Genomic DNA, 22,769 nt, shown 5'->3' with positions numbered 1-22,769 from the left:
ACGGTCGTACACATCCAAGCGCGAGTGGCGAAATTGGCAGACGCGCCAGATTTAGGTTCTGGTGTCCACGGACGTAGGGGTTCAAGTCCCCTCTCGCGCACAGATTTGTGGCATACGTGCCACGTTCGAGGCTCCAGCGTTCGCTGTGGTCGTGACGCGGGTCGTGTCACCGACCGTGCGGTGCCATCGACGATGGATTGCCCCTCTGGTAGCGGGCCGCGTGATTCGGCGGGCGCAGCCGATGATTCATCCGGTCCGGGTGATGTGCCCTCCCTGTCGGCACGATTCGGTGGGAGGTGACGGCCCGGACGTGGAGCTGGGCGATAGCCGCGGGTGAGGGAGATTGCATGACGCGATACGACGATCTGGCCGAGTCCGACTTCGAGGGCGGGTTCGCCACCGAGGAAACCGTGCGGCTGCTGACCGAGGAGTTGCGGTTCCAGCGTGCTGTCCAGGCCTACCTGTGGGCGTTGCCCGCGGTGAACATCTGGGCGATGAAGGAGGCTTCGGAGCGCCGCTTCGGTGCCGGGTACAACGTGCTGCCGGTGTGGCAGGACCGTATCGATGCCAAGACGCTGGTCACCACACCGAACTTCGATGTCGTGTACGCGATGGGCTATCTGGACCTCGCCCAGTTCGGGCCGCTGGTCGTGGAGGCACCGGCCGGGGTGCAGGGCATCCTCGACGATTTCTGGCAGCGCCCCATTCTGGGACCGGTCATCGACGGACATCAGCACAAAGGCGATGTCGGCATGGTCGGGCCGGACGAAGGCAAGGGCGGGACCTACGTCCTGCTGCCGCCGGGATTCGACGGCCCCGAACCCACCGACGGATTCGTCTACCACTCCCGCACCAACAACGTCTTTCTGTTCTGGCGTTCGTTTTTCGCCGATCCCGCCGATCTCACCGAGACCGTCAACCGGATCGAGGCCACTCGCATCTATCCCCTCGGCGACAGCACCGGGGCCACGGCGATGCGGTTCCCGCACGCCTCCGGGGTCGAGCTGGACATGCTGTTCCCCCGCGACGGCGCCTACTTCGACATGCTCGACCGGTTCGTTCAGGCCGAAGCGGTTGACCCCCACGACCTGGACATGCGCGGGTTTCTGCACACCATCGGCATCGAGAAGGGCGCGAAGTTCGCGCCATCGGCGCAGGACCGTGAACTGCTCGACAAGGCGGCCCGGACCGCGTTCAAGATCAGCAAGGTCACCATCACCGACCTGCTTCCGCTGGAGCCCGGCGGCACCTACTTCCCGGAACGGCCCTGGCTGAACGTGTTCGCGGGGCAGAACACCGAATTCCAGGCCAGCGGCACCTTCACCAACCTCGAACAGCGCGCGGGCTACTTCACCTCGGCCTATTCCGACTCCCCCGCCATGGTGGTCGACCTCGTCGACAAGGGCGCCAAGTACCCGGTGACGATGCGCGACACCAACGGTGACCGGCTCGATGGCGCCCGCTCCTACACCCTGCACCTGCCCGCTGACGTTCCCGCGAAACTGTTCTGGTCGGTCGCGGTCTACGACCCGGTCACCGCTTCCGGCCTCGACAACGGCCAGCGCTTCCCCTCGATCAACGCGATGGACAAGCCCGCCACCGACCAGGACGGGTCCCACACCATCTACTTCGGTCCCGACAAGCCCGCCGACGCCGACGAGCGCAACTGGCTACGCACCGTGCCCGGCAAGGGATTCTTCGTCATCGTCCGGCTCTACGGCCCGGGCAAGGATTTCTACGACCAGGTCTGGACACCGGGCAACCTGTCCCCGATCAGCTGACCCAGGCCCGCTGGACCCCGCGCGTCAACCGCTCCGTCGGCAGCCAACTGCTGCCGGAGATGTCTTCGTAGTCCGTGCGAACTACCCGAACCCCGGTTTGCTACAGCGCCAACAGCAATCCGCTGCGCGCGCAAGCTATCTCCGCTCGGACCAGTTCCAGGAGCCGGCCGACCCAATTGGTACCGGCCTCGCCGTCACTCCCCCAGTACAGGGACCTGAACTGCTGGTAGTAGATGGGGCTGTCACCGGTGGCGATGAGCTGTTCAGCGAACTCAGGGTATTGAGCGAATTTTGCGCGCAGTAGTGCGGCCATGACGGCGGACCGCGTCACCGACCACTGCGGATGTCGCGTGCCCGTCGCGGCAACCTGTTCGGCGTCGTACGGGCGCTCGGCCTGCCGGATCTGTTCGGCGATTTCCGGTTCTTGCGTGGACAGCGCCCAATAGGCGTGCACGAGCGTGGGATACACCTCGTCGCCGTAGGTGATCGGCGCGGGAAACTCGTTGCGCAACACCAGAACCCCGGCGTCTTCGGGCCATCCTCGCGGATAGACGACCTGGCTCGAGGTGATCGGGCCGGATCGCCCGTGTTCTGGCTCGTCCGCAGCGCGCCGATTCGCCCACTTGTCTTCGGAATGCTGTCGGTCGATGAAATAGTCGAACGCCTCATCCCGCATCTTCTCGGTGACGACCTCACCGTCGACCAGGCCATCATCGCCCACCATCGGCTCATCGACGGCGGTGCAGATCACGCGCAGGGGCCAGTCCTTGTAGTCCATGTCACCGAGCGCGTAGCGCCGGTCGGATGCCGGGATCTGCAGGTACGCCTCGGCCAACGCGCGGCGGTCGGACTCGTCACGGCTGCTCACATAGTCGGCGATGAGTTGCCGGCAACGACCGGTCGAATCGGGTCGATTATTGAGCCGGTCGATCGCGTCCGCGACCTGAACGACGAAGTCGTCCGGGTTGATCGAGACCTGCGGGTCGAGAAACTGCCAGTCGGCCAGGTCGTGCGCCGACCCACGAGCGTTCGGCTCGATCGTGGTCGCGATCCAGCCACTCGCCAGTTTGGCGCGTAGACCGTCGAGATCGACCGTGCCCCAGCAGTCGATCGCGCCGTCCGCGAAAATCTTCAGGTCGGTGAGGAAATAGCTGCCCCCGTTGCGAATGAAGATCGGGCGCCAAGTGCCCTCGATCCGCTGTCCATCGACGACCCGATATGTGCGATTACCCCGACTCACGCAACTCAGGATAGCCCCTCCGACACAGCCCTCGGCCCGCCCGAGATGTCCCCCCACGTCGTATGGCTGGGTTGGAGGGCGGTGCCTGTTCCACTTGCCACACGTGGCCGATATCCTCCGCTGAGCCGTTCAGTGGCAATAGTTTTGAAGGTAGCGATGGTCGACCAGCCGTGGCCGCCAGCCGGGACCTCGGAACAGGAATCCGAGCTTGTCCGAGAATTTCGCCGCGTTGTTGACGTCGTGCCAGATCGCGACTATCTCGCGGGCGTTGATCTTCGCGATGTTGTAGGTGTTGACGTTCTTGGTGAGGCCGTAGATCGCCGGCTCGCCCTCCGGCTCGAAGGAGCCGAAGACGCGGTCCCAGATGATGAGCACGCCGCCGTAGTTGCGGTCGAGGTATTCGGTGTTGGAGCCGTGGTGCACGCGGTGGTGGCTCGGTGTGTTGAACACGAATTCGACAGGCGCCCAAAGTTTGTCGATGGCCTCGGTGTGGATGCCGAACTGGTACAGCAGGTTGATCGCGTAGGCCGCGGCGATGATCTTGCCATCGATTCCCGACAGTGCCAGTGGGGCGAGGAACGGCAGGGACGTGACAACCAGCCATGGCGTGCGCAGTGCCGTGGTGAGGTTGAAGTTCTCGCTCGAGTGGTGCACGACGTGCACCGACCAGAACACCCGGATTTCGTGGTGCGCGCGATGGAACCAGTAATAGGCGAAATCGACCCCGACAAGTGCGACGGCCCACGCGACCCAGCCGTCGAGGTGCCACGGCACCAGCGAGGAAATAGACGCGAAGATCGCGAGTTCGGCCAGCGCCCAGGGAATGTTGAGGAGTTGGTACCCCAAACCGGCGGCGATGGAGGTCGCTGAGTCACGGTAGTCGTACGGCTTGCCGTGACGCTCGAGGTAGACGATCTCCGCCACAACGGCGACAACGAAGACCGGGATCGCCAGCCAGATCAGAACGGTCGAGACATCCATGCCCACACCTCGGTGGTCGATTTCCTGCGACTCATAGGTCAACCATCGTCCGGAGCGGCGCCGCATACCAGGGACCCCAGGTGTGGCTGATCGCCACCTTGGCCCCGACCGGGCCGAATGCCCGCCGATATCGCGACATCAGGACGATTTCGGCGCGGCTTCCGGGATTCGCCGCATCCGGAACGAGTTGAACAACCCGACGAGCCCGGCCAGGAGCGGAACCAGCAGGGCCACTTGCAGCGCGAAGGGCCTGGCGTCGGTGTTGATGCGAACGATCTCGTCACGGATCTGTGGAGGTTGGTCGACGAGCAGTTGACCGAGCTGGGTGTTGCTCATGACCTCGGCGTCGTCCTCCAGCACCTGCGCCACCTGCTGTTGCTCTGCCTGCGGGAGCACCGTGCTCGATTCCGCCATGCGCGTGAACGTGATCGACAAGGTCGCCAGCATGATCGCGCCGGCGAACGCCAGCCCGAAAGACAACCCGAACGACCCGGCCGCCGAATTGACACCGGCGGCTTCGCTGATCCGCTCCTCCTCGATCGGGGCCAGTGTGTAGTTGTTGAGCTGAGACACCAGCAGACCCAGCCCCGAGCCCGCGATGATGAGGGGAATGATGAGCCCCCAGCCGAATTCCGCACGGGGCACGATCGGAATGAGTACCACCGTCCCGATCGTGAGGAGCACGAATCCCCACCGGATGATGGTGCTCGCGGGCCGATCGCCCGCGTATCTGCCGGTGAGCACCGCAACGGCGAACATGCTCAGCGACAGGGGTGCGATGGACAGGCCCGCTTGCATCGCGTTGTACTCGAGCACCATCTGCAGGTAGATCGGCAGGGCGATCATCGTGCCGCCGAGGGCGATCTGCTGCAGCATCTGTCCCGAGATGCCCAGCCGGAAGGCCTTGGAACGGAACAGGTCCGGGTCGAGCAAGGTCGGCTTTCCCGCCCGCTTGCGCCGGACGAGCCAATAGGCGAGGCCGGCCAGCGCGACGGCGCCGACAGCCAGGACTGCGCCGACCGATTCGCCGCCCTCCTGCCACACCAGGATGCCCAGCACGATTCCGCCCATACCGAGTACCGACAACACCGCCCCGACCAGGTCGACGCTGCGTGGGCCGGTATAGGACACATCGCGCACAATGCCCATCCCGGACAGCACGATCGCGATCACGACGACCTCCAACACGAACCCGACCCGCCACGACAGGTAGGTGGTGATGAATCCTCCGAGCAGGGGGCCGACCGCGGCCGCGATCGCGGCCGCCGCGCCCACCAGGGCATAGACCTTCTTCTGCGCCGCGCCGTCGAAATTGCCGTGGATCAGCGATTGCATGGCGGGCAACAGCAGCGACGCGCCGATCCCGCCGAGCACCGCCCAGAAGACGACGATCGCGATCAGGCTCTGCGCGAACGCCATCGCCGACGCCCCGATCGCGTAGCCGATCAGCCCCAGCGCGTATGCCCGCTTGCGTCCGATCAGATCGCCTGCTTTGCCGCCGATCAGGATGAAGGCGGCCGAGACCAGCGCCTCCAACGCGATCGCCGCTTGGACCCCACTGACGGTCGTGTCGAGATCGCGCACCACCGCCGAGATCGACACGTTCATCAGCGAGGTATCGACGACGAGCACGAACATCGCCATCGCCAGTAACGCCGCCAGCAGGCGTTGTGTGCCGCCCGTCTGCCCAGCCGAATCGTTGCTCATCGAAGCTCACCATCCCGGCAGTCGTGACGTGCTCCCGCTGTTCCTCTGACCGGAACCCATTCCAACATGGAATTCACCGTGATCGTCGGACCGGCGACGATCAGCACTCACCCGTCCTGTGTCGGCACCGCCTCGGTGACCGGTGAGTCGCGTTCGGTCAGCGCAGGGCGAGCCACCAGTTCCACCGCCAGCAGGGCCGCCACCGCGACGAGCACGGTCACCACCACGACCACGCCCGACGGGTACGGCCAGAACACCAGGGTCGTCACCGCGATCACGATGACGACCACCCGCAGCGGGATGCGCAACCGTGCGACCGCGGACGCGATCGCAGACGGTGCCCGCCCGTCCTCGGGCCCGCGCAGCGCGTCGAGCGCCTTCGCTCCCGCGCCGCGGACCGCGGCCGCGGATCCCGACGATCCGGTGAGGTACCCGACGACCGCGATCACCATGGCCAGCACGAACACCGCCCGCACCATGGTGCGCAGCGGAACCAGCACGGTGTCGATCAGCACCTCGGCCGCCTGCGCGGAGAGCACATCCGCCGGGACCGCCCCCAGATACCACGACCGGCCGAGCGCGATCGCCACGGCCAGCAGCGCCATCGCGATCGCGATGCTGACTCCGACCAGCGAAACAGCGCGCCGGCGTGCACCGTTCGGCGCCACCAAGGCAGCACCCACGGCGGCCAGCAGGGTCAACCAGGGCAGCACCGCGGAGGCCTTGTCCAACGCCGAGGTCACCCGCTGCGCCTTGACGAGTTCGGGCGATTCGAACAGCACGAACGACTTGTCGACCGTGGGGACCTTGTCCGCGAACGCGAAGCCCCGATCGATCAGCGCCGCGCGGACCCGGTCGATGATCGGGGCCAGCGAGATGCTGACCACCCCCTGGTCGCTGACATCGACCGCGGGCCGGGTCTGCCCGGTCAGCACCGCGACCAGCGCCTGATGCGCCCGCTCGTTGGCCTGGATCCACAGCGTCTCGAACTCGTCGGAGGCAACGAACGATTCCACCGTCCGGTGCACGAACGACTCGGCCTGATCGGCGATCACCGGCGACAACCCGACCACGGCGGGCGGCACGCGAGGAGCGTCGTCGGCGATCGACCGCAGCGCGTCGGCGGTGACGGCCTCGACGTCGAGGCGTGTGACGATCTCCTCGGTGATCTGATCGGTGAGTTCGCGCTGCAGGACCGGGTTCGATCCCAGCGATGTCATTGTCCGGACATAGCGGTCGGTGTCGAGGACCTCGTTGTGGGTGTAGCGGGCGAGGACCGCGGAAAAGGACAGGACGGCGACCAACACGAGCAGGACCGCCGCGCCCGTCCAGCGCAGCTTCCGGTGACCGGAGGAACGTGTGCCGTCGACCGGATCGGCGGTCGGCGATGGCGCGCCGCGGAGTTCCGCCAGCTCCTGTCGTAAGCGCTGCAGTTCCGCCCGATCAGCCGCGTCGAAGGGTTCATCGGCTCCGATTGAGGCACTCACCATGCTCCTTCGAAACGGCCTGGAGACCGGCCGGGAGTCGCCGCTCCACGGCCGGTTGTCTCGTCGCTCAGACCAACTCGGGAACGCGCAGGTGGGCGAAGCCGAGTCTGAACTCCGCTACCTCGAGGACTTCGGCTCCCATGGTGCGGGTCGCTTCGGTTCGCATGCGATCCACCAGCGGTCGGCTGTTGTCCAATTCCTCTCGGCTCGCCCAGACTGTGGATCCCACCCCTCGGCCGGTTTCCCGGTCGACGAACAGGCTGGCGCTGCGGAATCCTTCGATCTTCTCCAATTCCGGCAGCAAGGTGGACTTGAACGTATGGATTGCCAGGTCGACCGCGGTCGGCTCGACTGTGATCCAGGTGCATCGGGTGCAGGCACTCGCGCCGGCCAGGTGATCGCGGTGCATGACCGCGACTTCCCATTCCTCGATGTTCTCGACCTGGCCGTTGAGCGCTTCGGCCAGACCGTCACGCAGCGATCGGACGTGCATCCTGCTGTCGTGCAGGGCGTCCTCGGATTCCCACGCGGTCGTGGCGATGCATCGGCCTGTCGCCCTGTCCACCATCAGTGACATGCCGACCCACCCGTCGATTTCGGGCATGTTCGGCATCACCGCATTGTGGAGGTATGCGATACCGCGGTCGATCGACGACCGCTGGGCAGCGAATGTGCTGGAACGTGCGTACACGGGCCACCTCCTACTCCAGGAAGGGCGGCGCCCCGGTGGGCGCCACCGGACATATCCACTGTCCTCCGAAACGACCGTCCGCACAATGCGCGACAATGCGCGCCGTCGTGACGGCGCTCGAAATCAGGCGATATTCGATAGCGCGAAGGTATTGACATCGGGCAGATCCGGAGAAGACTGGACACATACCGGAACACCGGAATGAGTTGCACTGCCGACAAAGACGTTTGCCGACAGCAGTAACGTCATTTCAGGATCTGGCTAAGCCCCCGGCAAGCCAATCGAACACCGGAGTTGTCAGCGACGACTGAGCTCATGGATTCGATGGAGACTACCGGGGACTGTTCTGTTTACAGCCGAACTTTCTTGGCGATTCAATGCAATTCAACGGCAGAGCCTCTCGTGGTGGAGAGCGAATCGCCGCCTATGCCATTCATGTCCGGGCCGCTCGCCTAGGCGAGGGTGATGTCGACGGGCACGGGGGTGCGCAATGTGTGCCCTACCGGTGAGCTGGACAGGACCTTTGTGTGTAGGTCCTCGAGTTGCTCCCGGGAGGCGTCCGAATCGATCGACACTGTCGCGGTGATCGATTCGAAACCCGCGTGTCCCTGGGCGAGCCCGAGGAATACGTGCAGGTCGAGGTCGCCCTTCACGTCGATGCGCAAGTTGTCGATTCGGATGCCGGCGATCGTGGCGTTGGCCGCGTAGCCGACCGCGAGGCAGTTGCCGAGTGCCGCGAGGAGTTGTTCGACGGGGTTGGGGGCGGTGTCGGCGCCGCCGAGGGCGGACGGTTCGTCCGACGGGATCGCGGCGAACGTGCGAACGCGCGCCTCCGAGGCGAAGCCGCCCTTCCACCCGACATGCGCCGCCCAGGTGGTCTGTCCCTTGGCCGGATCGGCTCGAACAGCCGCCACTAGACCACCTACGGCGTCGATATCCACGTCGTTGAGTCGGGTGCTGGCTTCGACGGTCATGAGAATCTCCTTGCGGCAGCGAACGGAATACTCGGACCACCACAGGGTCCTCGCCGCAGCCGCACCCTCAACAGGGTTTGCCGCACGGTGAATCCAGCACCACCAGCACAACCCATCGCGCCCCCTGACAGGCCAGGGCGCGACGCGCGAGTTCGCTGCGTCAGTGCGAGTAGTCGCGGAAGGTCATGACACCGCCGACCAGGACTACCACCGCCGTGAGGATGTAGACGGTGACGCGAAACCAGGTCGGCCCGTAGTAACTGACCGCCATCGACGCGCCCAACGCTGCGAGAATCAGCACCACCCCGTAGAAGGGTGTGCGTTGCTCCCTGTCAACCATCCCTCCAGTGTCCGCCGAGTGCGCCGCGGGTGCCAATACCGATCTCGCCGATCACGGATGCCGTCCTGCCGCGACACTTGTTTATACGTATACATCTACGTATAGTCACAAGCGTTGCCCGGCACCACCGCCGAGTCCGCACGCTCGATCGGAACGAACATGACCGTCTCGCAGATCACCCACCCGGAAATGCTGCCCACCAGCACCTACCCACTGTGGGTCGGCCCTGCGGCACGCATCGATCCCGTCCGCGTGCTGCGATTCCTGCGCGGCGACCACACCTTCGCTCAGCTGATCCGGTTCGCCCTGGTCGGCGGCGTCAGCAACATCGCCTACGTGCTGTTGTTCATGACCATGCACGGAAGCGGGCCCCTGGTCGCCAATGTCGCCGGATCGATGGTGAGCACCGTGATCGCCAACGAACTGCACCGCCAGCTCACCTTCCGGGCGGGGAGCAGAGTCGGCGGGTTCACCGCACAGTGGGAGGGCGGCGGACTGGCGCTGCTCGGCCTCGGGATCAGCACGGCGGCGCTGGCCGGGCTGGACTGGCTGGCACCGGATCTCGGCGAGGCCGCGCAGGCGGGCGCCGTGATCGCCGTCATGGCCGCGGTGGGCGGGTTGCGGTTCTTGATCCTGCGCAAGGTCGTCTTCGGCACCGACCGCCGTATAGATCTCGTATAGATCGCTCGTCGGCGCTTGAATTCACCGCCGCAGCGGATAGTGTCACGGCGGCCCGCCGTCGGGCGCTCGTCCACGGAAGGAAAACAGTGACCGCATCGCCGCCGTCCACGTCGACCGTCACCGGGCCGGGGACGGGCCGTGAGGTTGTTCGCCTCGCCGCGATCGTCGCCGCACTGGGCGTGGTGTTCGGCGATATCGGCACCAGCCCGATCTACACCCTGCAGACCGTGTTCAACCCCGCAGACCCACATCCGGTGCCGGTGAGCCAGGAGAACGTGTTCGGGATCGTCTCGCTGATCTTCTGGTCGGTGACCGTGATCGTCACCGTCACCTACGTCGCGTTGGCGATGCGTGCCGACAACAACGGCGAGGGTGGCATCATGGCGCTGATCACCCAGCTGCGCCGCTGGAGCGCGCCGGGCGGCAAGCGGACGGCGGCATTTCTCGCGGCACTCGGCATTTTCGGAGCGTCACTGTTCTTCGGCGACTCCATGATCACCCCGGCGATCTCGGTCCTCTCGGCGGTGGAGGGACTGAAGGTCGTCGAACCGTCATTCGAGGATTTCATCATCCCGATCACCGCGGTGATCATCGTGGGACTGTTCCTGGTGCAGCGCAAAGGAACTGCCGTCGTCGGACGATTGTTCGGGCCGGTGATGATCGCGTGGTTCACCGCGATCGGGGTGTGCGGGATCGCGGGCATCAGTGACAACCCGGAAATCCTGAAGGCGATCTCGCCCACCTACGCGGTGGGATTTCTCTTCGGCCACTTCGGAATCGCGTTCTTCGCGCTCGCCGCAGTAGTCCTCGCGGTGACCGGCGCCGAAGCGCTCTACGCCGACATGGGCCACTTCGGGCGGCGCCCGATCGCCCGGGGCTGGCTGTTTCTGGTGTTCCCGGCCTGCATGCTCAGCTACATGGGCCAGGGCGCGCTGATCCTGTCCGACTCATCCGCCATCACCAGCCCGTTCTTCCTGCTCGTCCCCGGCTGGGGCAGGCTCCCGATGGTGTTGCTGGCCACCGCCGCGACGGTCATCGCCGCGCAGGCCGTGATCACCGGCGCGTTCTCCGTTGCCTCCCAAGCGGCGCAACTCGGCTACCTGCCGCGGCTGCGGATCGTGCACACCTCCGATTCCACCATCGGTCAGATCTATGTCCCGTGGATCAACTGGCTGCTCATGGTCTCGGTGCTGACCCTGGTCTTCGCGTTCCGCACCTCGCACGCCCTCGCCTACGCGTTCGGGATGGCGGTCACGGGCACGATCACCATCACCACACTGCTGTTCTTCTACGTCGCCCGCGCCCGGTGGCAGACCCCGATCTGGCTGCTCGCGCTCGGCGCGGTGCCGCTGCTCGGCATCGATCTCCTGTTCCTCGGGGCAAACCTCACCAAGATCGTGCACGGCGCCTGGTTGCCGCTGCTCATCGGTGTCGTCGCGTTCACGGTGATGACCACCTGGGAGCGCGGCCGCGACATCGTCACCGCGGCACGCGAGCAACGCGAAGGCCCGCTCCAGGAGTTCGTCGACGAACTGCGCGCCGGGCGACCCAGGACATTCGGGGTTCCCGGCACGGCGATCTTCCTCAACCGAGGCAAGAAGACGACCCCGCTGGCCATGCGCGCCAATGTGGAGAACAACCATGTCCGGCACCAGCACATCGCGATCGTGAGCATCGCCACCGAACCGGTGCCCCGTGTCCCGTTCGCGGAACGGCTCGCCATCGACCCCCTCGGCCACGGCGACGACGGCATCATCCACGTCACCGCCCGCTACGGCTACGCCGAACGTCCCGATATCCCCGCGGCGTTGCGGTATCTCGACGTCGCGGCGACAGAGGGCAGACTCGATCTCGAGCGGGCCTCCTATTTCGTCTCCAAGATCGAACTCCGCCGCGGCGACCAGCCGACCATGGCCACGTGGCGCAAACGGCTGTTCATCGCTACCTCCCACATCACCGCCGATGCCGCCGACTACTTCGCCCTGCCACGAGATCGCACGGTCATCATGGGCTCGCATATCGAAGTCTGAGTGAGCACACCGATTCACTATCGGTAGCACCGAATTCACTATCGTCCCTGGACGAATTCCATTGGGTGGCAGTCGTTTACGCACAGATCGCGCAATCGATACCCCCACATAATTTCACCCTGTCAGAAATGTCTGATGAATGACGGGCCCTGTAGACCGGGCGGGACAGTTCTGCTGACCGGGCTGCCCAGTTCGGGAAAATCCACCATCGCCGCCGCCACCCGGCACCGTGTGGCGGCCGCGGGGCATCCGGTCGAGGTACTCGACGGCGACGACGTGCGCGGGCGGCTGTGGCCCGAACTCGGCCTGACCCCCGGCGACCGCACACAGAACCTCGGCCGGATCACCACTCTCGCGCTGATGCTGGCCGGGCACGGCGTGCTCGTCCTCGTGGCAGCCATCGCGCCGTACTCCGCCGATCGTGCGATGATGCGGGACCGCCACGAGGACGCCGGCCTCGACTTCGCCGAAGTCCACGTCGCGACCGCGCTCACGACCTGCGCACAACGCGACGTCAAAGGGCTGTACGGGCGCCGGTCCCGAGGCGAGCTCACTCAGCTCACCGAAGTCGACGCGGCCTACGAGGAACCACTGCTCCCCGCCCTGCGGATAGACACCACCGCCGAGTCGATCGCCGAATCCGCCGACCACGTACTCGAACTCCTGATCCGCCGGGGCCTGATCACCGCCCCGCTGCCGAGCCCGCGACCGTGAAGCAGGCGACGGCGAACCGACTCGTGCCCGCGCCGATCTTCATCCTGTCCGCGCCCCGATCCGGGTCGACCCTGCTGCGTTCGGTCCTCGACAGCCATGCGCGCATCCACGCCCCGCACGAATTGCACCTGAACCTGCTGACCGTCCAGGAACTCGAGTGGGCCGCCGACGACATCACCGAGCGCTACGCCAGCATCTCGCTGGACGCGCTCGGCCTGACGATCCGCGAGCTCGAACATCTCCTCTGGGACCGCCTCCTGCACCACGAACTGGAACGCAGCGGGAAGGACCGGATGGTCAACAAGACGACGAGCAGCGTACTGACCTGGCGACGGATCGCCGCGTGCTGGCCCGACGCCCGCTATGTGTTCCTGTTGCGCCACCCGGTCCAGATCGCCGAGTCCTTGAGCCGCGCCTGGGCGGATCGCCGTGAGATCGACCCGGTGCGGCGGACTCTGGAGTTCGTCGCGGCGATGAACGAGGCCAGGGCGGCGCTCCACGGCCACGAGATCCGCTACGAGGACCTGACCCACCGCCCCGAGGAAACCGTGCGCGGCCTGTGCCAATTCCTCGACGTCGAGTGGCAACCCTCGATGCTCGACTACGGCCGTTTCGACCACGGCAGCTACGTGCGCGGCATCGGCGACTGGAGTGACACCATCCGCTCCGGTGCCATCCAGCCCGCGCGGACCCTCCCCGCCGACGAGACGATCCCGGACGCACTCAGGCCTGCCTGCCGAGAGTGGGGCTACCCGGCCCGTCCGTAGGCGCTCGACGCTGAGCTAGCGGCTCAGACTCCGGAACCGCTGCACCGCCAGCGGGAAGAACACCGCGATCAAGGCCAGCGGCCACGCCACCGCCAGCATCTCGGCGTGTGCGCCCGCCCAGGAGTCCCCGACCGCACCCGGATTGCCCAACAGGCCGCGCACTGCCGTGGCCGTCGCCGACATCGGGTTCCACTCGACGACCGCTCCCAGCCACGACGGCATCGACTCGGGCGAGGCGATGGCATTGGAGAGGAAGCTGATCGGCCAGACCAGGATCTGCACCGCCTGCACCAGTTCGGGCTTGCCCGCGACCATCGCCAAATAGATGCCGATCCACAACATCGCGAACCGGAACAGCAACAACAGCCCCACCGCCGCCAGGAACGAGGCGGCACCGTCGTGCCAGCGCCAGCCGATCGCGTATCCGACCGCGATCATCACGATCAGCCCGACCGCCGACTGCAGCATGTCGGCGACGCTGCGACCCACCAGGACCGCGGCCGAGTTCATCGGCATCGAGCGGAATCGATCGATGACCCCCTTGCCGAGGTCCTGGGTCACCGCGAGCATGGTGGCCTCGAGACCGAAAGCCATTGTCATGGTGAGGATTCCGGGGACCAGATAATCCTTGAAGTCACCGTCGATGCCACGCCCGCCGCCGATCAGGTAGCTGAACATCAGCAACAGCATCACCGGGAACACCAGCCCGATGACCACCTGAACGGGCTGGCGGGCCCAGTGCGCCAGCTCGCGTCTGGTCATCGTCCAGGAATCGGTGATCGCCGTGCTCAGTGTCGAACTCGGCTGGTTCGTCGAATATGTCGTGCTCACGCCGCGACCTCCTTGGTCAGCTGCAGGAAGACTTCGTCGAGCGTCGGCCGTCTGATCGCGATGTCCTCGGCTTCGATGCCGTTGGCCTCCAGCGCCCGGACCGTCTCGGTGAGCGCCACCATCCGGTCGCCGACCGCGGCACTGACCATGCGCCGATCCTCGTCCACCACCGCCTCGCCGGGGATGAGCGCGGCCGCGCGGGCCAGGTGGGTGGCGTCGTGCAGGACCACGTCGATGCGGTCGCCGCCGGTCTTGGATTTCAGCTGGTCGGCGGTGCCCTCCGCGATGACCTTCCCGTGGTCGATCACCGAGATCTGATCGGCCAATTGATCGGCCTCCTCCAGGTATTGCGTGGTCAGCAGCACGGTGGTGCCGCCGTCGACCAGGGAACGCACCGAATTCCACACCTCGGCGCGGCCGCGGGGATCGAGCCCGGTCGTCGGTTCGTCCAGGAACAGCACCTGCGGTTCGGAGATGAGCGACGCCGCCAGGTCGAGCCGGCGCCGCATACCGCCGCTGTACTGTTTGACCGCCTTCCTGCCGGTGTCCGCGAGACCGAATCGCGCGAGGAGTTCGTCGGCCCGCGTACCCGCGCGCCGCGCGCCGAGGTGGTACAGACGCCCGAACATCTCCAGGTTCTGTCGCCCGCTGAGTTCCTCGTCGACGGCCGCGCTCTGGCCGAGCAGACCGATTCGGGCACGCACCTCGTCGGCGCGCGTGCGCACATCGATGCCCGCCACCTCGACTCGCCCGGCCTCGGGGCGCAGCAGCGTGGACATGATGCGCACGGCCGTGGTTTTTCCCGCGCCGTTCGGGCCGAGTACCGCGTGCACGGTCCCGGCTCGAACAGCGAGATCGAGTCCGTCGAGGGCCTGCTTCGCCCCGTACTTCTTGCGCAGGCCCTCGACGACGATCGAGAGATCGTGGTCAGTCACAACATCCTCCATCACCAGTGATCAAATTTGACTAGGCGCCAAGGTACCCGGGCCGGTCCGGTTAGTCAAACTTGAATACTGCTATTTTGATCGCACTCGCTCGGAAGGGAGACGTCCATGTCAGCGATCCGGCTGCTGGTCCTCGGCGCGGTCCGTCAGCACGGACGAGCGCACGGTTATCAGGTGCGCAACGACCTGGAATTCTGGGGCGCGCACGAATGGTCCAACGCCAAGCCCGGCTCGATCTATCACGCGCTCAAGCAGATGGCCAAGCAAGGACTGCTCGTCGCGCACGAGGTCGCCCCGAGCACCGTCGGCGGTCCACCCCGCGTCGAATACGAGATCACCGACAAGGGCACCGAGGAATTCCGCGCACTGCTACGCGAGGCCCTGACCTCCTACGACCAGCAGATGGACATGATCTCGGCCGCCATCGGGTTCATCGTCGACCTACCGCGCGACGAGGCCGTCGCACTCCTGAAGCAACGCATCATCGGCCTCGAGCAGTGGCGTGCCTCGGTCACCGAGTACTACACGCCGGAGCAGGGGCCGGGGCAGCTCGGGCACATCGGCGAGATCATGAACATGTGGGTGCACTCCGCCGACAGCGAAGCAGTCTGGACTCGCGGCCTGATCGACCGTATCGAAGGCGGGGCCTACACCTTCGCCGACGAGGGCGAACCTTTCGTGGGCATCCTCGCCGAGGACGAGCCGAATCCGTTCGGGACCGGCCCCCACCCCGACGACCTCCGCTGACGAATTCCCGGCTGAGCAGAGTTTGGCACCGACCACAAGGTCGCCTTTGCCGACTCTGGACCTCAGTGCAGTGACGGCGCATACCGATCGGTTACAGACTTTCTCTTGCCGCCACCACGAAGCGATACGCATCACACTGTCGCCCGTTCGTGGTCCGAGTCACCGGGATCGGTGGTGTGCGGTCGATCAGATAGGAATTGTCGAAATGCCTGCAATGAAGCAGCACATGCGCCAGACCGCCGTCGCCGACGCGCTCATCGAGGCAGACGCGGTCGAGCACGGCCGGCGGCGGCACACCGTGAGCCCCCGATGACCAGCGACGTCGAACTCGGGTCCACCGCGCAACTCTCGCCGGCGACCGATCGGATCGCGCACAAGATTCTCGAGACCATCCCGCGCCGTAGCCGACGGGGAAATGTCTTGCGCGAGGAGATCAGCGCCATGGTCGCCGACTGCCTGGCACTGGTGTCCAGCGCGGAGCGGACACACCACAGCGTCCGGATGCCGCGTCTTCGTCCGGCCGTCGCGCGCTGGGCGAGCATCGGTGTCCCCCTCGACACTGTGCAGCAGCACGTGCACGCGGGATTCCGTCTGCACCTGGACGACCTCCAAGCCCACTGCGCGCCCTTCGACGACGTTCGTCGACTGATGGACGCGCTGAGCTCGGTGACCGCCACGGTGTCGACGATCTATATGGAGGTCGCACCGCCCCACAGCGATCACGGCGCGTCCGTGGCGCGCACTCTGCTCAGTGGCCGCTACACGACCAGAGCCACCCGCGAGCACGGAGCACCGCCCGATGAGCGGTACCACGTGCTCGCGGTGGCCGCGGATCGGTCCGCGCGCGATGCGGTGTCACCGCGCGACTTCCGGGCGATGCTGGAGACACGATTCGGGCAGCCCGTTCCGGGTTTGGAATCCCGGTTCGGCGCAACAATTCTGGTGCCGGAATCCTTCGCCACCGAGAAGATCCGCGACATGGTCACCTCGACGTCCCTCACCGTGGTGGGGATCACCGCCGACCGACATCGGATTCCCTCGACGGTCGAGGAGGTACACGAACTGTTGGATGTGGCGACAAGACTCCACTACCCACCGGGCATGTACCAGATCGAAGACCTCGCCGTCGAGTATCAACTGACTCGGCCAGGACCTGGACGGGATCGTCTCGCATCGTTCCTCGACCCGGTTGCCGAGTTTCCGGACTTGATCAGCACGCTGCGCGCACATATCAACAACGGCCTCAACCGCCGACTCACCTCACGCGCAACCCATGTCCACACGAACACCGTCGACTACCGGCTCCGGCGCATCTACGACCTCGTGGGACTCAGTGCCCACGATCCCAAGCTCCTGTGGCTCCTGCAATCCGCGCTGGTCGTGCGCGACTACCAATCGGTGGCCCGGTCCGACAACACGGTTGTCTAGTGCCTCGCCTGCCCGGCCGCCACGTCGCGGGCCGACGTCAACCGCCCGGGTGATCACCTCGTGGGCCAGCCTCCGTTGCGGTCACTCATGTCCGGCTCGTCGTCGTCACCGGCCAGGTGCTGGATGCCGAGCTGCTCGGCGAACAGGTGGCGCTGGGTGATCCAGCCGACGACCGACAGGCCCACCCAGGCCAGGGTGGCGGTGACCTGCTGCCAGCCCGGCTCGGGGTCGCGCAGGAACGACAGCGAGTCGCTGAACCGCGCGACACCGCTGCACACCATGCTCGCGCCGCCGATCGAGGTCAACCACAGCAGTGCGCGAGCCCGGAACTTCTGTGCCAGGAACGCGCCCGACACACCCACCGCTAGCGCGACGATCATGCTCAGGGCGACGTTCTTGTCGCCGGGCTGCAGCACCGTCGCGAGCTTGGTGCCGATCATCACGCCGGTGAGACCGCCGATGAAATAGGCGGCGAACCGGAACACCAGCGAGGTGACCACCCAGACCGACACCGCGCCGATCAGCGCGGCCAGCAGCAGCCACCAGAAGCTCGCGTTGAACAGGTCGGCGATCAGCCAGCCGAGACCGAACCCGATCGCGAGCAAGCCCAGGTGGACCGAGCGAATCCCGTAGAAGCACAACAGCGCTCCGACGAGGGCGACCAGAATGCCGTTCATCTGTGTTCCTTTCGGCAGGCGAGCACGTTCATGACCCGGACAGTGCCGCGGCCGCGGCGGCGACGGTGGGATAGATCGGGACCGGGACGTCACCGTGCTCGGCCGAGCCGAGGGCGTCACCGAACTGGGCTACCGGTCGCGCGATGGCGAACCCGATGCGGCGGGCGGCCAGGGTGTCGCGCAGGGCGAGCAGCATCGCCGCAGCGGTCACGTCGACCGACGGCGAAGTCTCGGCGTCGAGGACGACCATCCGGGTGCGGTCGGTGCACAGCCCTTCGATCTGGTCCTTCACATAGTCGGAATTGGCGAAGAACAACCCCGATTCGACCCGGACGACCAGCAGATCGGGGCGCGTGGCCGCGTCCGGGTGCCGGACGACGGCCACCCACAGTGACCCTTCCTTGCCGAGCTCGGCCACATGCGGTTGCGAGGCCCGATACACCAGCAGCAGCATCGACACGCCGATACCGATGAGCAGGCCGGGCAGCGTGTCGAAGACCAGCACGCCCAGCATCGCGGCCATCGCGGCCAGGAAGTCGGCGCGCGCCGCCTTGCCGTAGATGCTGGCGAGCATGTGGGTCCAGACCCGGTAGAGGCGGCGCAGCGCGGCGATGTCGACCAGCTCGACGACGGCCGCGATCACGACCGCCGCCAAGGTGGCTTCCGGCAGTTTCTCGAACAACCCGGTCAACAGCAGCAGGGTGAGGATGGTGAGACCGGCCACGATCAGCCCGCTGAGCTGGGTCTTCGCCCCGGCGCCGCCGTTGACCGCCGTCTTCGACAAGCTGCCGTTGACGACCATCCCCGAACTCACCCCCGAGCCGAGATTGGCGAGACCGAGTCCCATCAGCTCCCGGTTCGGGTCGATGGGGTAACCCGCCTTGGCCGCATAGGTTTTCGCGGCGCCGAGCCCCTCGGCGAAGCCGATCAGCAGGACACCGACGGCTGGTCCGAGCAGATCGAGATAGTCACCGAAGGACACCCCCGACGGCATGCCGAGCGCGGGCAGTCCGGAGTCGACATGACCGACGATCGCGACGCCTTTGTCCTCGAGTCCGAACACCGTCACGACCAGGATGCCGAATCCCACCGCCACCAACGCGCCTGGTACGAACGGCAGCCAGCGGCGCAGTGCGAGCACGAGCGCGAGGCTGATCAGGCCGACCGTCACAGTGCGCCACTCGATGTCGCCCAGCTCGGTGACGACGCCCCACGCTTGCTCGAAGAAGTTGCCGTCGTGCTTGCCGACGCCGAGCAGCTTGGGCACCTGGCCGATGATGATGACCAGGGCGAGTCCGACGATGAAACCTTTGAGTACCGGTTCGGAGATGAACGCGGCGATGAAGCCGAGCCGGATGAGACCGGCGAGCAGACCGACGAGGCCGGTCGCGATGGCGAGGGCGGCCGTCAACGCGATATAGCGGCCGTTGTCGGCGCCCGCGAGCGGCGCGATGATCGCCGCCGACAGTGCCGCGGTCGCCGACATCGGGCCGACCACCAGGTGGCGCGAACTGCCCGCCAGCGCGTAGAGCACCAGTGACGGCACCGCCGCGTACAGGCCGACCACCGGCGGCACGCCGGCGATCGACGCGTAGGCCAGCGCTTCGGGCACGAGCACCGCCCACACCGTGAGACCGGCGATCACATCCGGTCGCAGCCACGCCCGCCGATAGCCGTGCAGTGACTCGAACACCGGTGGTATCGACAGCGCCACGTTTCCTCCTCGCTACAGCCCGCCGATGCCCTTGCCGACGACCACCGAGCCCATGATCAACAGCACGATCGCCATCACCGCATGGTTGTTGAGCTGCAACCATTCCCGCAGACTGTCGAGCATGGGACCGAGTTTGTCGGCCGCGAGCATGTACCCGACGACCACGGCCAAGACGGTGACCGAGGCAAGCAAGGTGAACACCACGATCGCGACCAGGTCTCCCCCGGCGCTCAGACCGCCTGCCCCGATCGCGACACCCGCCGACACACACAGCAGCAGATTCTTCGGATTGACGCCGGAGAGCAGCGCTCCCAGCCCCAGGGCCTTCACCGGCGTGAGCGTGTCGATCGCCTTCATCCAGCCGGGCACCTCGGTCTGCGACCGTTCCTGCCACTGGATCACCGCCAGGACCACCAGCGCGACGCCCAGAATGATCTTCACGATCGAGGCGCCCGTCGACGGTTCGCTGTCCGTGCCGCCCAGCGTCCCGGCGAGCAGTGTCATCACACCGGTCACGACGAGGATTCCGGCCACCCACCCCACGGCGAAACCCTTCGCGGCACCGCCCGCGTTCTTCGACAGGATCATCAGAATGGCCGCGATGATCGGGATCGGCGAGACGGCCACACCCACTGCCAGTGGCAAGAGACCGCCGATTACTGAGCCCATGCCACGACGCTAAGCGGGCCGATACCGGCGCGCCTCACACTTTCCGGGTGAACTGCGCGCGCCTGTTTTCATCCGAATCGGGTGAAGCGGCCCGGCCACCGGCGACGGCATGATTCGGCCATGGGATCACCAGCAACGCTCGGACCGGTCGAATTCCTTGTGCTCACCTTTCCCGGCACCGAGATCGACGAATCCGTGTCCGCGGCACTGGCCGAAATCGTCGCGAAAGGCACGGTCACGCTGCTCGATCTGATCGTGCTGTCCATGGACGACGCGGGCGCCGTCACCGAACGTGAGATCGACGACGACATCTCCGCCGTGGGTCTGACGGGTCTGACGGCGGCCGACATCGACCTCGTCAGTGACGACGACCTCGACGTCGTCCGAGCGTCGATGGAACCGGGAACGACCGCTGTCGTCATCGTGTTCGAGGAAACGTGGGCGCTGCGCCTGGCAGGCGCGGTGCGCGCGGCCGACGGCGAGGTCGCGCTGCACGTGCAGGTACCCCGCGATGCCGTCGACGCCGCGCTCGCCCTCGCCTAGGAAGGAATCGTCATGCCACTTCGCCGGGGTCGCGTCGGGCGACCGGGACTGATCGGCACCATTGCCAGGACCGCGGTCGTCGCGGGCACCGCGACCGCCACCTCTAACGCGATGAACCGGCGCGGAGCGCAGCGGGCCGCCGAACAACAGGCCTACGCCCAACAGCAGGCACCGCCTCCGCCGCCGCCGCAACAGGCTCCCCCACCGCCCGCCGCCCCGAGCGCGGGCAACGACACCGTCGCTCAGCTCGGCAAATTGGCCGAGCTGCATTCCGCTGGCGCGTTGTCGGACGCCGAATTCGCCGCCGCGAAAGCCAAACTGCTCAGCTGAGTTCCCCGCGCACGACGCCCCCGGCCCGGTGCCGGGGGCGTCGCACTGTGGTCACTGCACGCGACCACCGACCGTGTGGATGATGACCACCTTCGGGTCCCAAGGGACGAGCTCGTCCACCTTCCGCTGCAACTCCTCGCGCGGCGGCAACTGCGCGGGGCCGAGCACCGCGACGGTCGCGATATCGCTGTGCAGTGTGACGTCCATGACCTGCGCGTTCGGTGTGTCTCGGAGCCAGTCGTCGGCCGCGTCGGCGATCTGACCAGCCCACAGGGTCGACAGCGAGTTCAGCACCATCGGGATCGCCACCAGCACCAGCGCCGCGCCGAGGACCATGTAGGCCCTGCCCCGCCGCATCGTCGCCGGATCGGCATCACCCGCGTACCCGGCGATGAGCAGCACGATCGTCGACGTGATGATCATCGCGATCACATTCGATGCGAACAGCACGAACGCGCCGCCGGCCAGCGCGGGCGCCTGCGACCCCAAACACACCCCGACCACCCCGAGCGGCGGCACCAGCGAAATCGCGATAGCCACCCCGGGCAGCACATCGCCCACGTCACGCCGGGTGATCGCGATCGCCGCGACCAGACCGGTCGCCATCGCCGCGGTCAGATCCATCAATTTCGGCGAGGTCCGCCCGACGACCTGGGCGTTGGACAGCACATTCACCGGATTGGGCAGCAACTGTGCGAAGAGGAAGCCGAGCGCGACCACCACCACGATGCCCGCCACGACCAGCAGCAGACTCCGCCCGAGCAACGGCCCGCGACCGGTTACCACGCCCAACGCCACACCCAGGATCGGTATCGACAACGGCGCGACGATCATCGCGCCGATCACCGTCGCGGTGGAATCGCCGATGACACCGGAGATCGCGATTACCGCCGACATCACCAGCATGATCCAGAACGCCGATCGCTTCGACGCGACCTGGCCCACCGACAGATCCAGCTTGTCGGTCAGCTCGTCCAGCGATCGACGTTGGTCCTGCGGGACCAGAAAGCTCAGCATGGCGGTCCTTTCCGAAGAATCACGTCAGCCCGGCGAGGTTGACGATGCCGCGAGCGGTGAACAGAGCACCGAATCCGAGGAGTACCGACAACGTCAGTACCCGGCTGTGGCGCAACATCCACGCCTGCGCGACCGCCAGCCCGTGTTCGGCCCGTTCGCCCATCGCCAGATAGATCCCGATCGGAATCAGGAAGTCGACGACCGCCGCGACCAGCAGGATCACTGTCGCCAACAGCGCCGCCTCCAGACCGACGGCGGAGCTGGCGATCACGCTCATTCCCGACATCATGATGAACAGATTCGGGTTCAACACCCCGAGTACGACAACCGAATAGACCACCAGGAACCCGAGCCCGAACGTCGACGCGTTGCGCATCGGGTCGCGCGAGCGCAGCAGCAGGACACGGCCGATCACCGCGCCCGGTGTCACCATCAACCCCACGATCTCCGGCAACAGCAATGCCATCAGTCCGCCC

At 66.3% G+C, this 22,769-nt stretch carries 23 protein-coding genes and 1 tRNA gene; 10 read left to right on the top strand and 14 right to left on the bottom strand.

Annotation, left to right across the window (positions count from 1 at the left end):
* The first annotated feature begins 18 nt into the window (after window positions 1-18).
* Window positions 19-100, top strand: a tRNA-Leu gene (locus ACFWFP_RS25555).
* A 247-nt stretch (window positions 101-347) separates the two neighbouring features.
* Entirely contained in the window at window positions 348-1,781 is a 1,434-nt protein-coding gene (locus tag ACFWFP_RS25550) for a DUF1254 domain-containing protein (protein WP_379299043.1), read from the top strand.
* 100 nt (window positions 1,782-1,881) lie between these two features.
* Here ACFWFP_RS25550 and ACFWFP_RS25545 read toward each other — a convergent pair whose 3' ends face one another.
* The 7 genes from ACFWFP_RS25545 to ACFWFP_RS25515 form a co-directional block, all read right to left on the bottom strand.
* The gene (locus tag ACFWFP_RS25545) at window positions 1,882-3,021 is read right to left on the bottom strand and encodes an NADAR family protein (protein WP_379299041.1); all 1,140 of its coding nucleotides are present in this window, start codon (window positions 3,019-3,021) and stop codon (window positions 1,882-1,884) included.
* A 129-nt stretch (window positions 3,022-3,150) separates the two neighbouring features.
* Window positions 3,151-4,002 carry a sterol desaturase family protein gene (locus tag ACFWFP_RS25540; RefSeq protein ID WP_379299039.1) on the bottom strand — a complete coding sequence of 284 codons (852 nt, stop codon included), beginning with the start codon at window positions 4,000-4,002 and terminating at the stop codon, window positions 3,151-3,153.
* 138 nt (window positions 4,003-4,140) lie between these two features.
* Window positions 4,141-5,709, bottom strand: coding sequence for an MFS transporter (locus tag ACFWFP_RS25535; RefSeq protein ID WP_379299037.1), 1,569 nt, complete (start codon window positions 5,707-5,709; stop codon window positions 4,141-4,143).
* A 107-nt stretch (window positions 5,710-5,816) separates the two neighbouring features.
* Window positions 5,817-7,199 carry a hypothetical protein gene (locus ACFWFP_RS25530; RefSeq protein WP_379299035.1) on the bottom strand — a complete coding sequence of 461 codons (1,383 nt, stop codon included), beginning with the start codon at window positions 7,197-7,199 and terminating at the stop codon, window positions 5,817-5,819.
* A 64-nt stretch (window positions 7,200-7,263) separates the two neighbouring features.
* Entirely contained in the window at window positions 7,264-7,809 is a 546-nt protein-coding gene (locus tag ACFWFP_RS25525; protein ID WP_379299033.1) for a hypothetical protein, read from the bottom strand.
* Between the two features lie 530 nt (window positions 7,810-8,339).
* Window positions 8,340-8,861, bottom strand: coding sequence for an OsmC family protein (locus ACFWFP_RS25520; protein ID WP_379299031.1), 522 nt, complete (start codon window positions 8,859-8,861; stop codon window positions 8,340-8,342).
* A 160-nt stretch (window positions 8,862-9,021) separates the two neighbouring features.
* The gene (locus ACFWFP_RS25515) at window positions 9,022-9,201 is read right to left on the bottom strand and encodes a hypothetical protein (protein WP_358068566.1); all 180 of its coding nucleotides are present in this window, start codon (window positions 9,199-9,201) and stop codon (window positions 9,022-9,024) included.
* A 159-nt stretch (window positions 9,202-9,360) separates the two neighbouring features.
* On the opposite strand from ACFWFP_RS25515, the gene ACFWFP_RS25510 reads away from it, so the two are divergent.
* The 4 genes from ACFWFP_RS25510 (at window position 9,361) to ACFWFP_RS25495 (ending at window position 13,393) form a co-directional block, all read left to right on the top strand.
* Window positions 9,361-9,882, top strand: a complete 522-nt coding sequence (locus ACFWFP_RS25510; RefSeq protein ID WP_379299259.1) for a GtrA family protein — start codon at window positions 9,361-9,363, stop codon at window positions 9,880-9,882.
* An 86-nt stretch (window positions 9,883-9,968) separates the two neighbouring features.
* Window positions 9,969-11,912, top strand: coding sequence for a potassium transporter Kup (locus ACFWFP_RS25505; protein WP_379299029.1), 1,944 nt, complete (start codon window positions 9,969-9,971; stop codon window positions 11,910-11,912).
* Between the two features lie 135 nt (window positions 11,913-12,047).
* Window positions 12,048-12,626, top strand: coding sequence for an adenylyl-sulfate kinase (gene cysC, locus ACFWFP_RS25500; RefSeq protein ID WP_379299027.1), 579 nt, complete (start codon window positions 12,048-12,050; stop codon window positions 12,624-12,626).
* Window positions 12,623-13,393: a sulfotransferase family protein gene (locus tag ACFWFP_RS25495; protein WP_379299025.1), complete on the top strand. Its 771-nt coding sequence runs from the start codon at window positions 12,623-12,625 to the stop codon at window positions 13,391-13,393. Before cysC ends, ACFWFP_RS25495 begins: the two co-directional genes overlap by 4 nt.
* A gap of 15 nt (window positions 13,394-13,408) precedes the next feature.
* On the opposite strand, the gene ACFWFP_RS25490 is transcribed toward ACFWFP_RS25495, so the two are convergent.
* Window positions 13,409-14,224 carry an ABC transporter permease gene (locus ACFWFP_RS25490; RefSeq protein ID WP_379299023.1) on the bottom strand — a complete coding sequence of 272 codons (816 nt, stop codon included), beginning with the start codon at window positions 14,222-14,224 and terminating at the stop codon, window positions 13,409-13,411.
* The gene (locus tag ACFWFP_RS25485; protein ID WP_379299021.1) at window positions 14,221-15,159 is read right to left on the bottom strand and encodes an ATP-binding cassette domain-containing protein; all 939 of its coding nucleotides are present in this window, start codon (window positions 15,157-15,159) and stop codon (window positions 14,221-14,223) included. The genes ACFWFP_RS25490 and ACFWFP_RS25485 overlap by 4 nt, the downstream gene beginning before the upstream one ends.
* A gap of 117 nt (window positions 15,160-15,276) precedes the next feature.
* Between ACFWFP_RS25485 and ACFWFP_RS25480 the strand changes: the two genes are divergently transcribed.
* Complete coding sequence (locus tag ACFWFP_RS25480; RefSeq protein WP_379299019.1) at window positions 15,277-15,915, top strand: PadR family transcriptional regulator; 639 nt, start codon at window positions 15,277-15,279, stop codon at window positions 15,913-15,915.
* A gap of 309 nt (window positions 15,916-16,224) precedes the next feature.
* Window positions 16,225-17,343 (top strand): PucR family transcriptional regulator, encoded by a 1,119-nt coding sequence (locus ACFWFP_RS25475; protein WP_379299017.1) that lies wholly within the window; start codon window positions 16,225-16,227, stop codon window positions 17,341-17,343.
* 53 nt (window positions 17,344-17,396) lie between these two features.
* Here the strand turns inward: ACFWFP_RS25475 and ACFWFP_RS25470 are convergent, their stop codons facing one another.
* The 3 genes from ACFWFP_RS25470 to ACFWFP_RS25460 are packed head-to-tail and all read right to left on the bottom strand — an operon-like array spanning window position 17,397 to window position 20,403.
* Complete coding sequence (locus tag ACFWFP_RS25470) at window positions 17,397-18,020, bottom strand: DUF4203 domain-containing protein (protein WP_379299015.1); 624 nt, start codon at window positions 18,018-18,020, stop codon at window positions 17,397-17,399.
* 28 nt (window positions 18,021-18,048) lie between these two features.
* Window positions 18,049-19,734 carry a SulP family inorganic anion transporter gene (locus tag ACFWFP_RS25465; protein ID WP_379299013.1) on the bottom strand — a complete coding sequence of 562 codons (1,686 nt, stop codon included), beginning with the start codon at window positions 19,732-19,734 and terminating at the stop codon, window positions 18,049-18,051.
* 12 nt (window positions 19,735-19,746) lie between these two features.
* Window positions 19,747-20,403 (bottom strand): GAP family protein, encoded by a 657-nt coding sequence (locus tag ACFWFP_RS25460; RefSeq protein ID WP_378659675.1) that lies wholly within the window; start codon window positions 20,401-20,403, stop codon window positions 19,747-19,749.
* A gap of 120 nt (window positions 20,404-20,523) precedes the next feature.
* On the opposite strand from ACFWFP_RS25460, the gene ACFWFP_RS25455 reads away from it, so the two are divergent.
* Complete coding sequence (locus ACFWFP_RS25455) at window positions 20,524-20,946, top strand: DUF6325 family protein (protein WP_379299011.1); 423 nt, start codon at window positions 20,524-20,526, stop codon at window positions 20,944-20,946.
* Between the two features lie 12 nt (window positions 20,947-20,958).
* Complete coding sequence (locus ACFWFP_RS25450; protein WP_379299009.1) at window positions 20,959-21,276, top strand: SHOCT domain-containing protein; 318 nt, start codon at window positions 20,959-20,961, stop codon at window positions 21,274-21,276.
* A 51-nt stretch (window positions 21,277-21,327) separates the two neighbouring features.
* Here the strand turns inward: ACFWFP_RS25450 and ACFWFP_RS25445 are convergent, their stop codons facing one another.
* Together ACFWFP_RS25445 and ACFWFP_RS25440 are read right to left on the bottom strand one after the other, a co-directional pair.
* Complete coding sequence (locus tag ACFWFP_RS25445; protein WP_379299007.1) at window positions 21,328-22,293, bottom strand: DUF389 domain-containing protein; 966 nt, start codon at window positions 22,291-22,293, stop codon at window positions 21,328-21,330.
* A 19-nt stretch (window positions 22,294-22,312) separates the two neighbouring features.
* Entirely contained in the window at window positions 22,313-22,759 is a 447-nt protein-coding gene (locus ACFWFP_RS25440) for a GAP family protein (protein ID WP_379299005.1), read from the bottom strand.
* Window positions 22,760-22,769 lie beyond the last annotated feature (10 nt).

The organism is Nocardia sp. NPDC060249 (assembly GCF_042728755.1).
GTDB lineage: Bacteria > Actinomycetota > Actinomycetes > Mycobacteriales > Mycobacteriaceae > Nocardia.
Note: the sequence above shows the minus strand (reverse complement) of the source record. Positions and strands in the feature narration are given on the sequence as shown.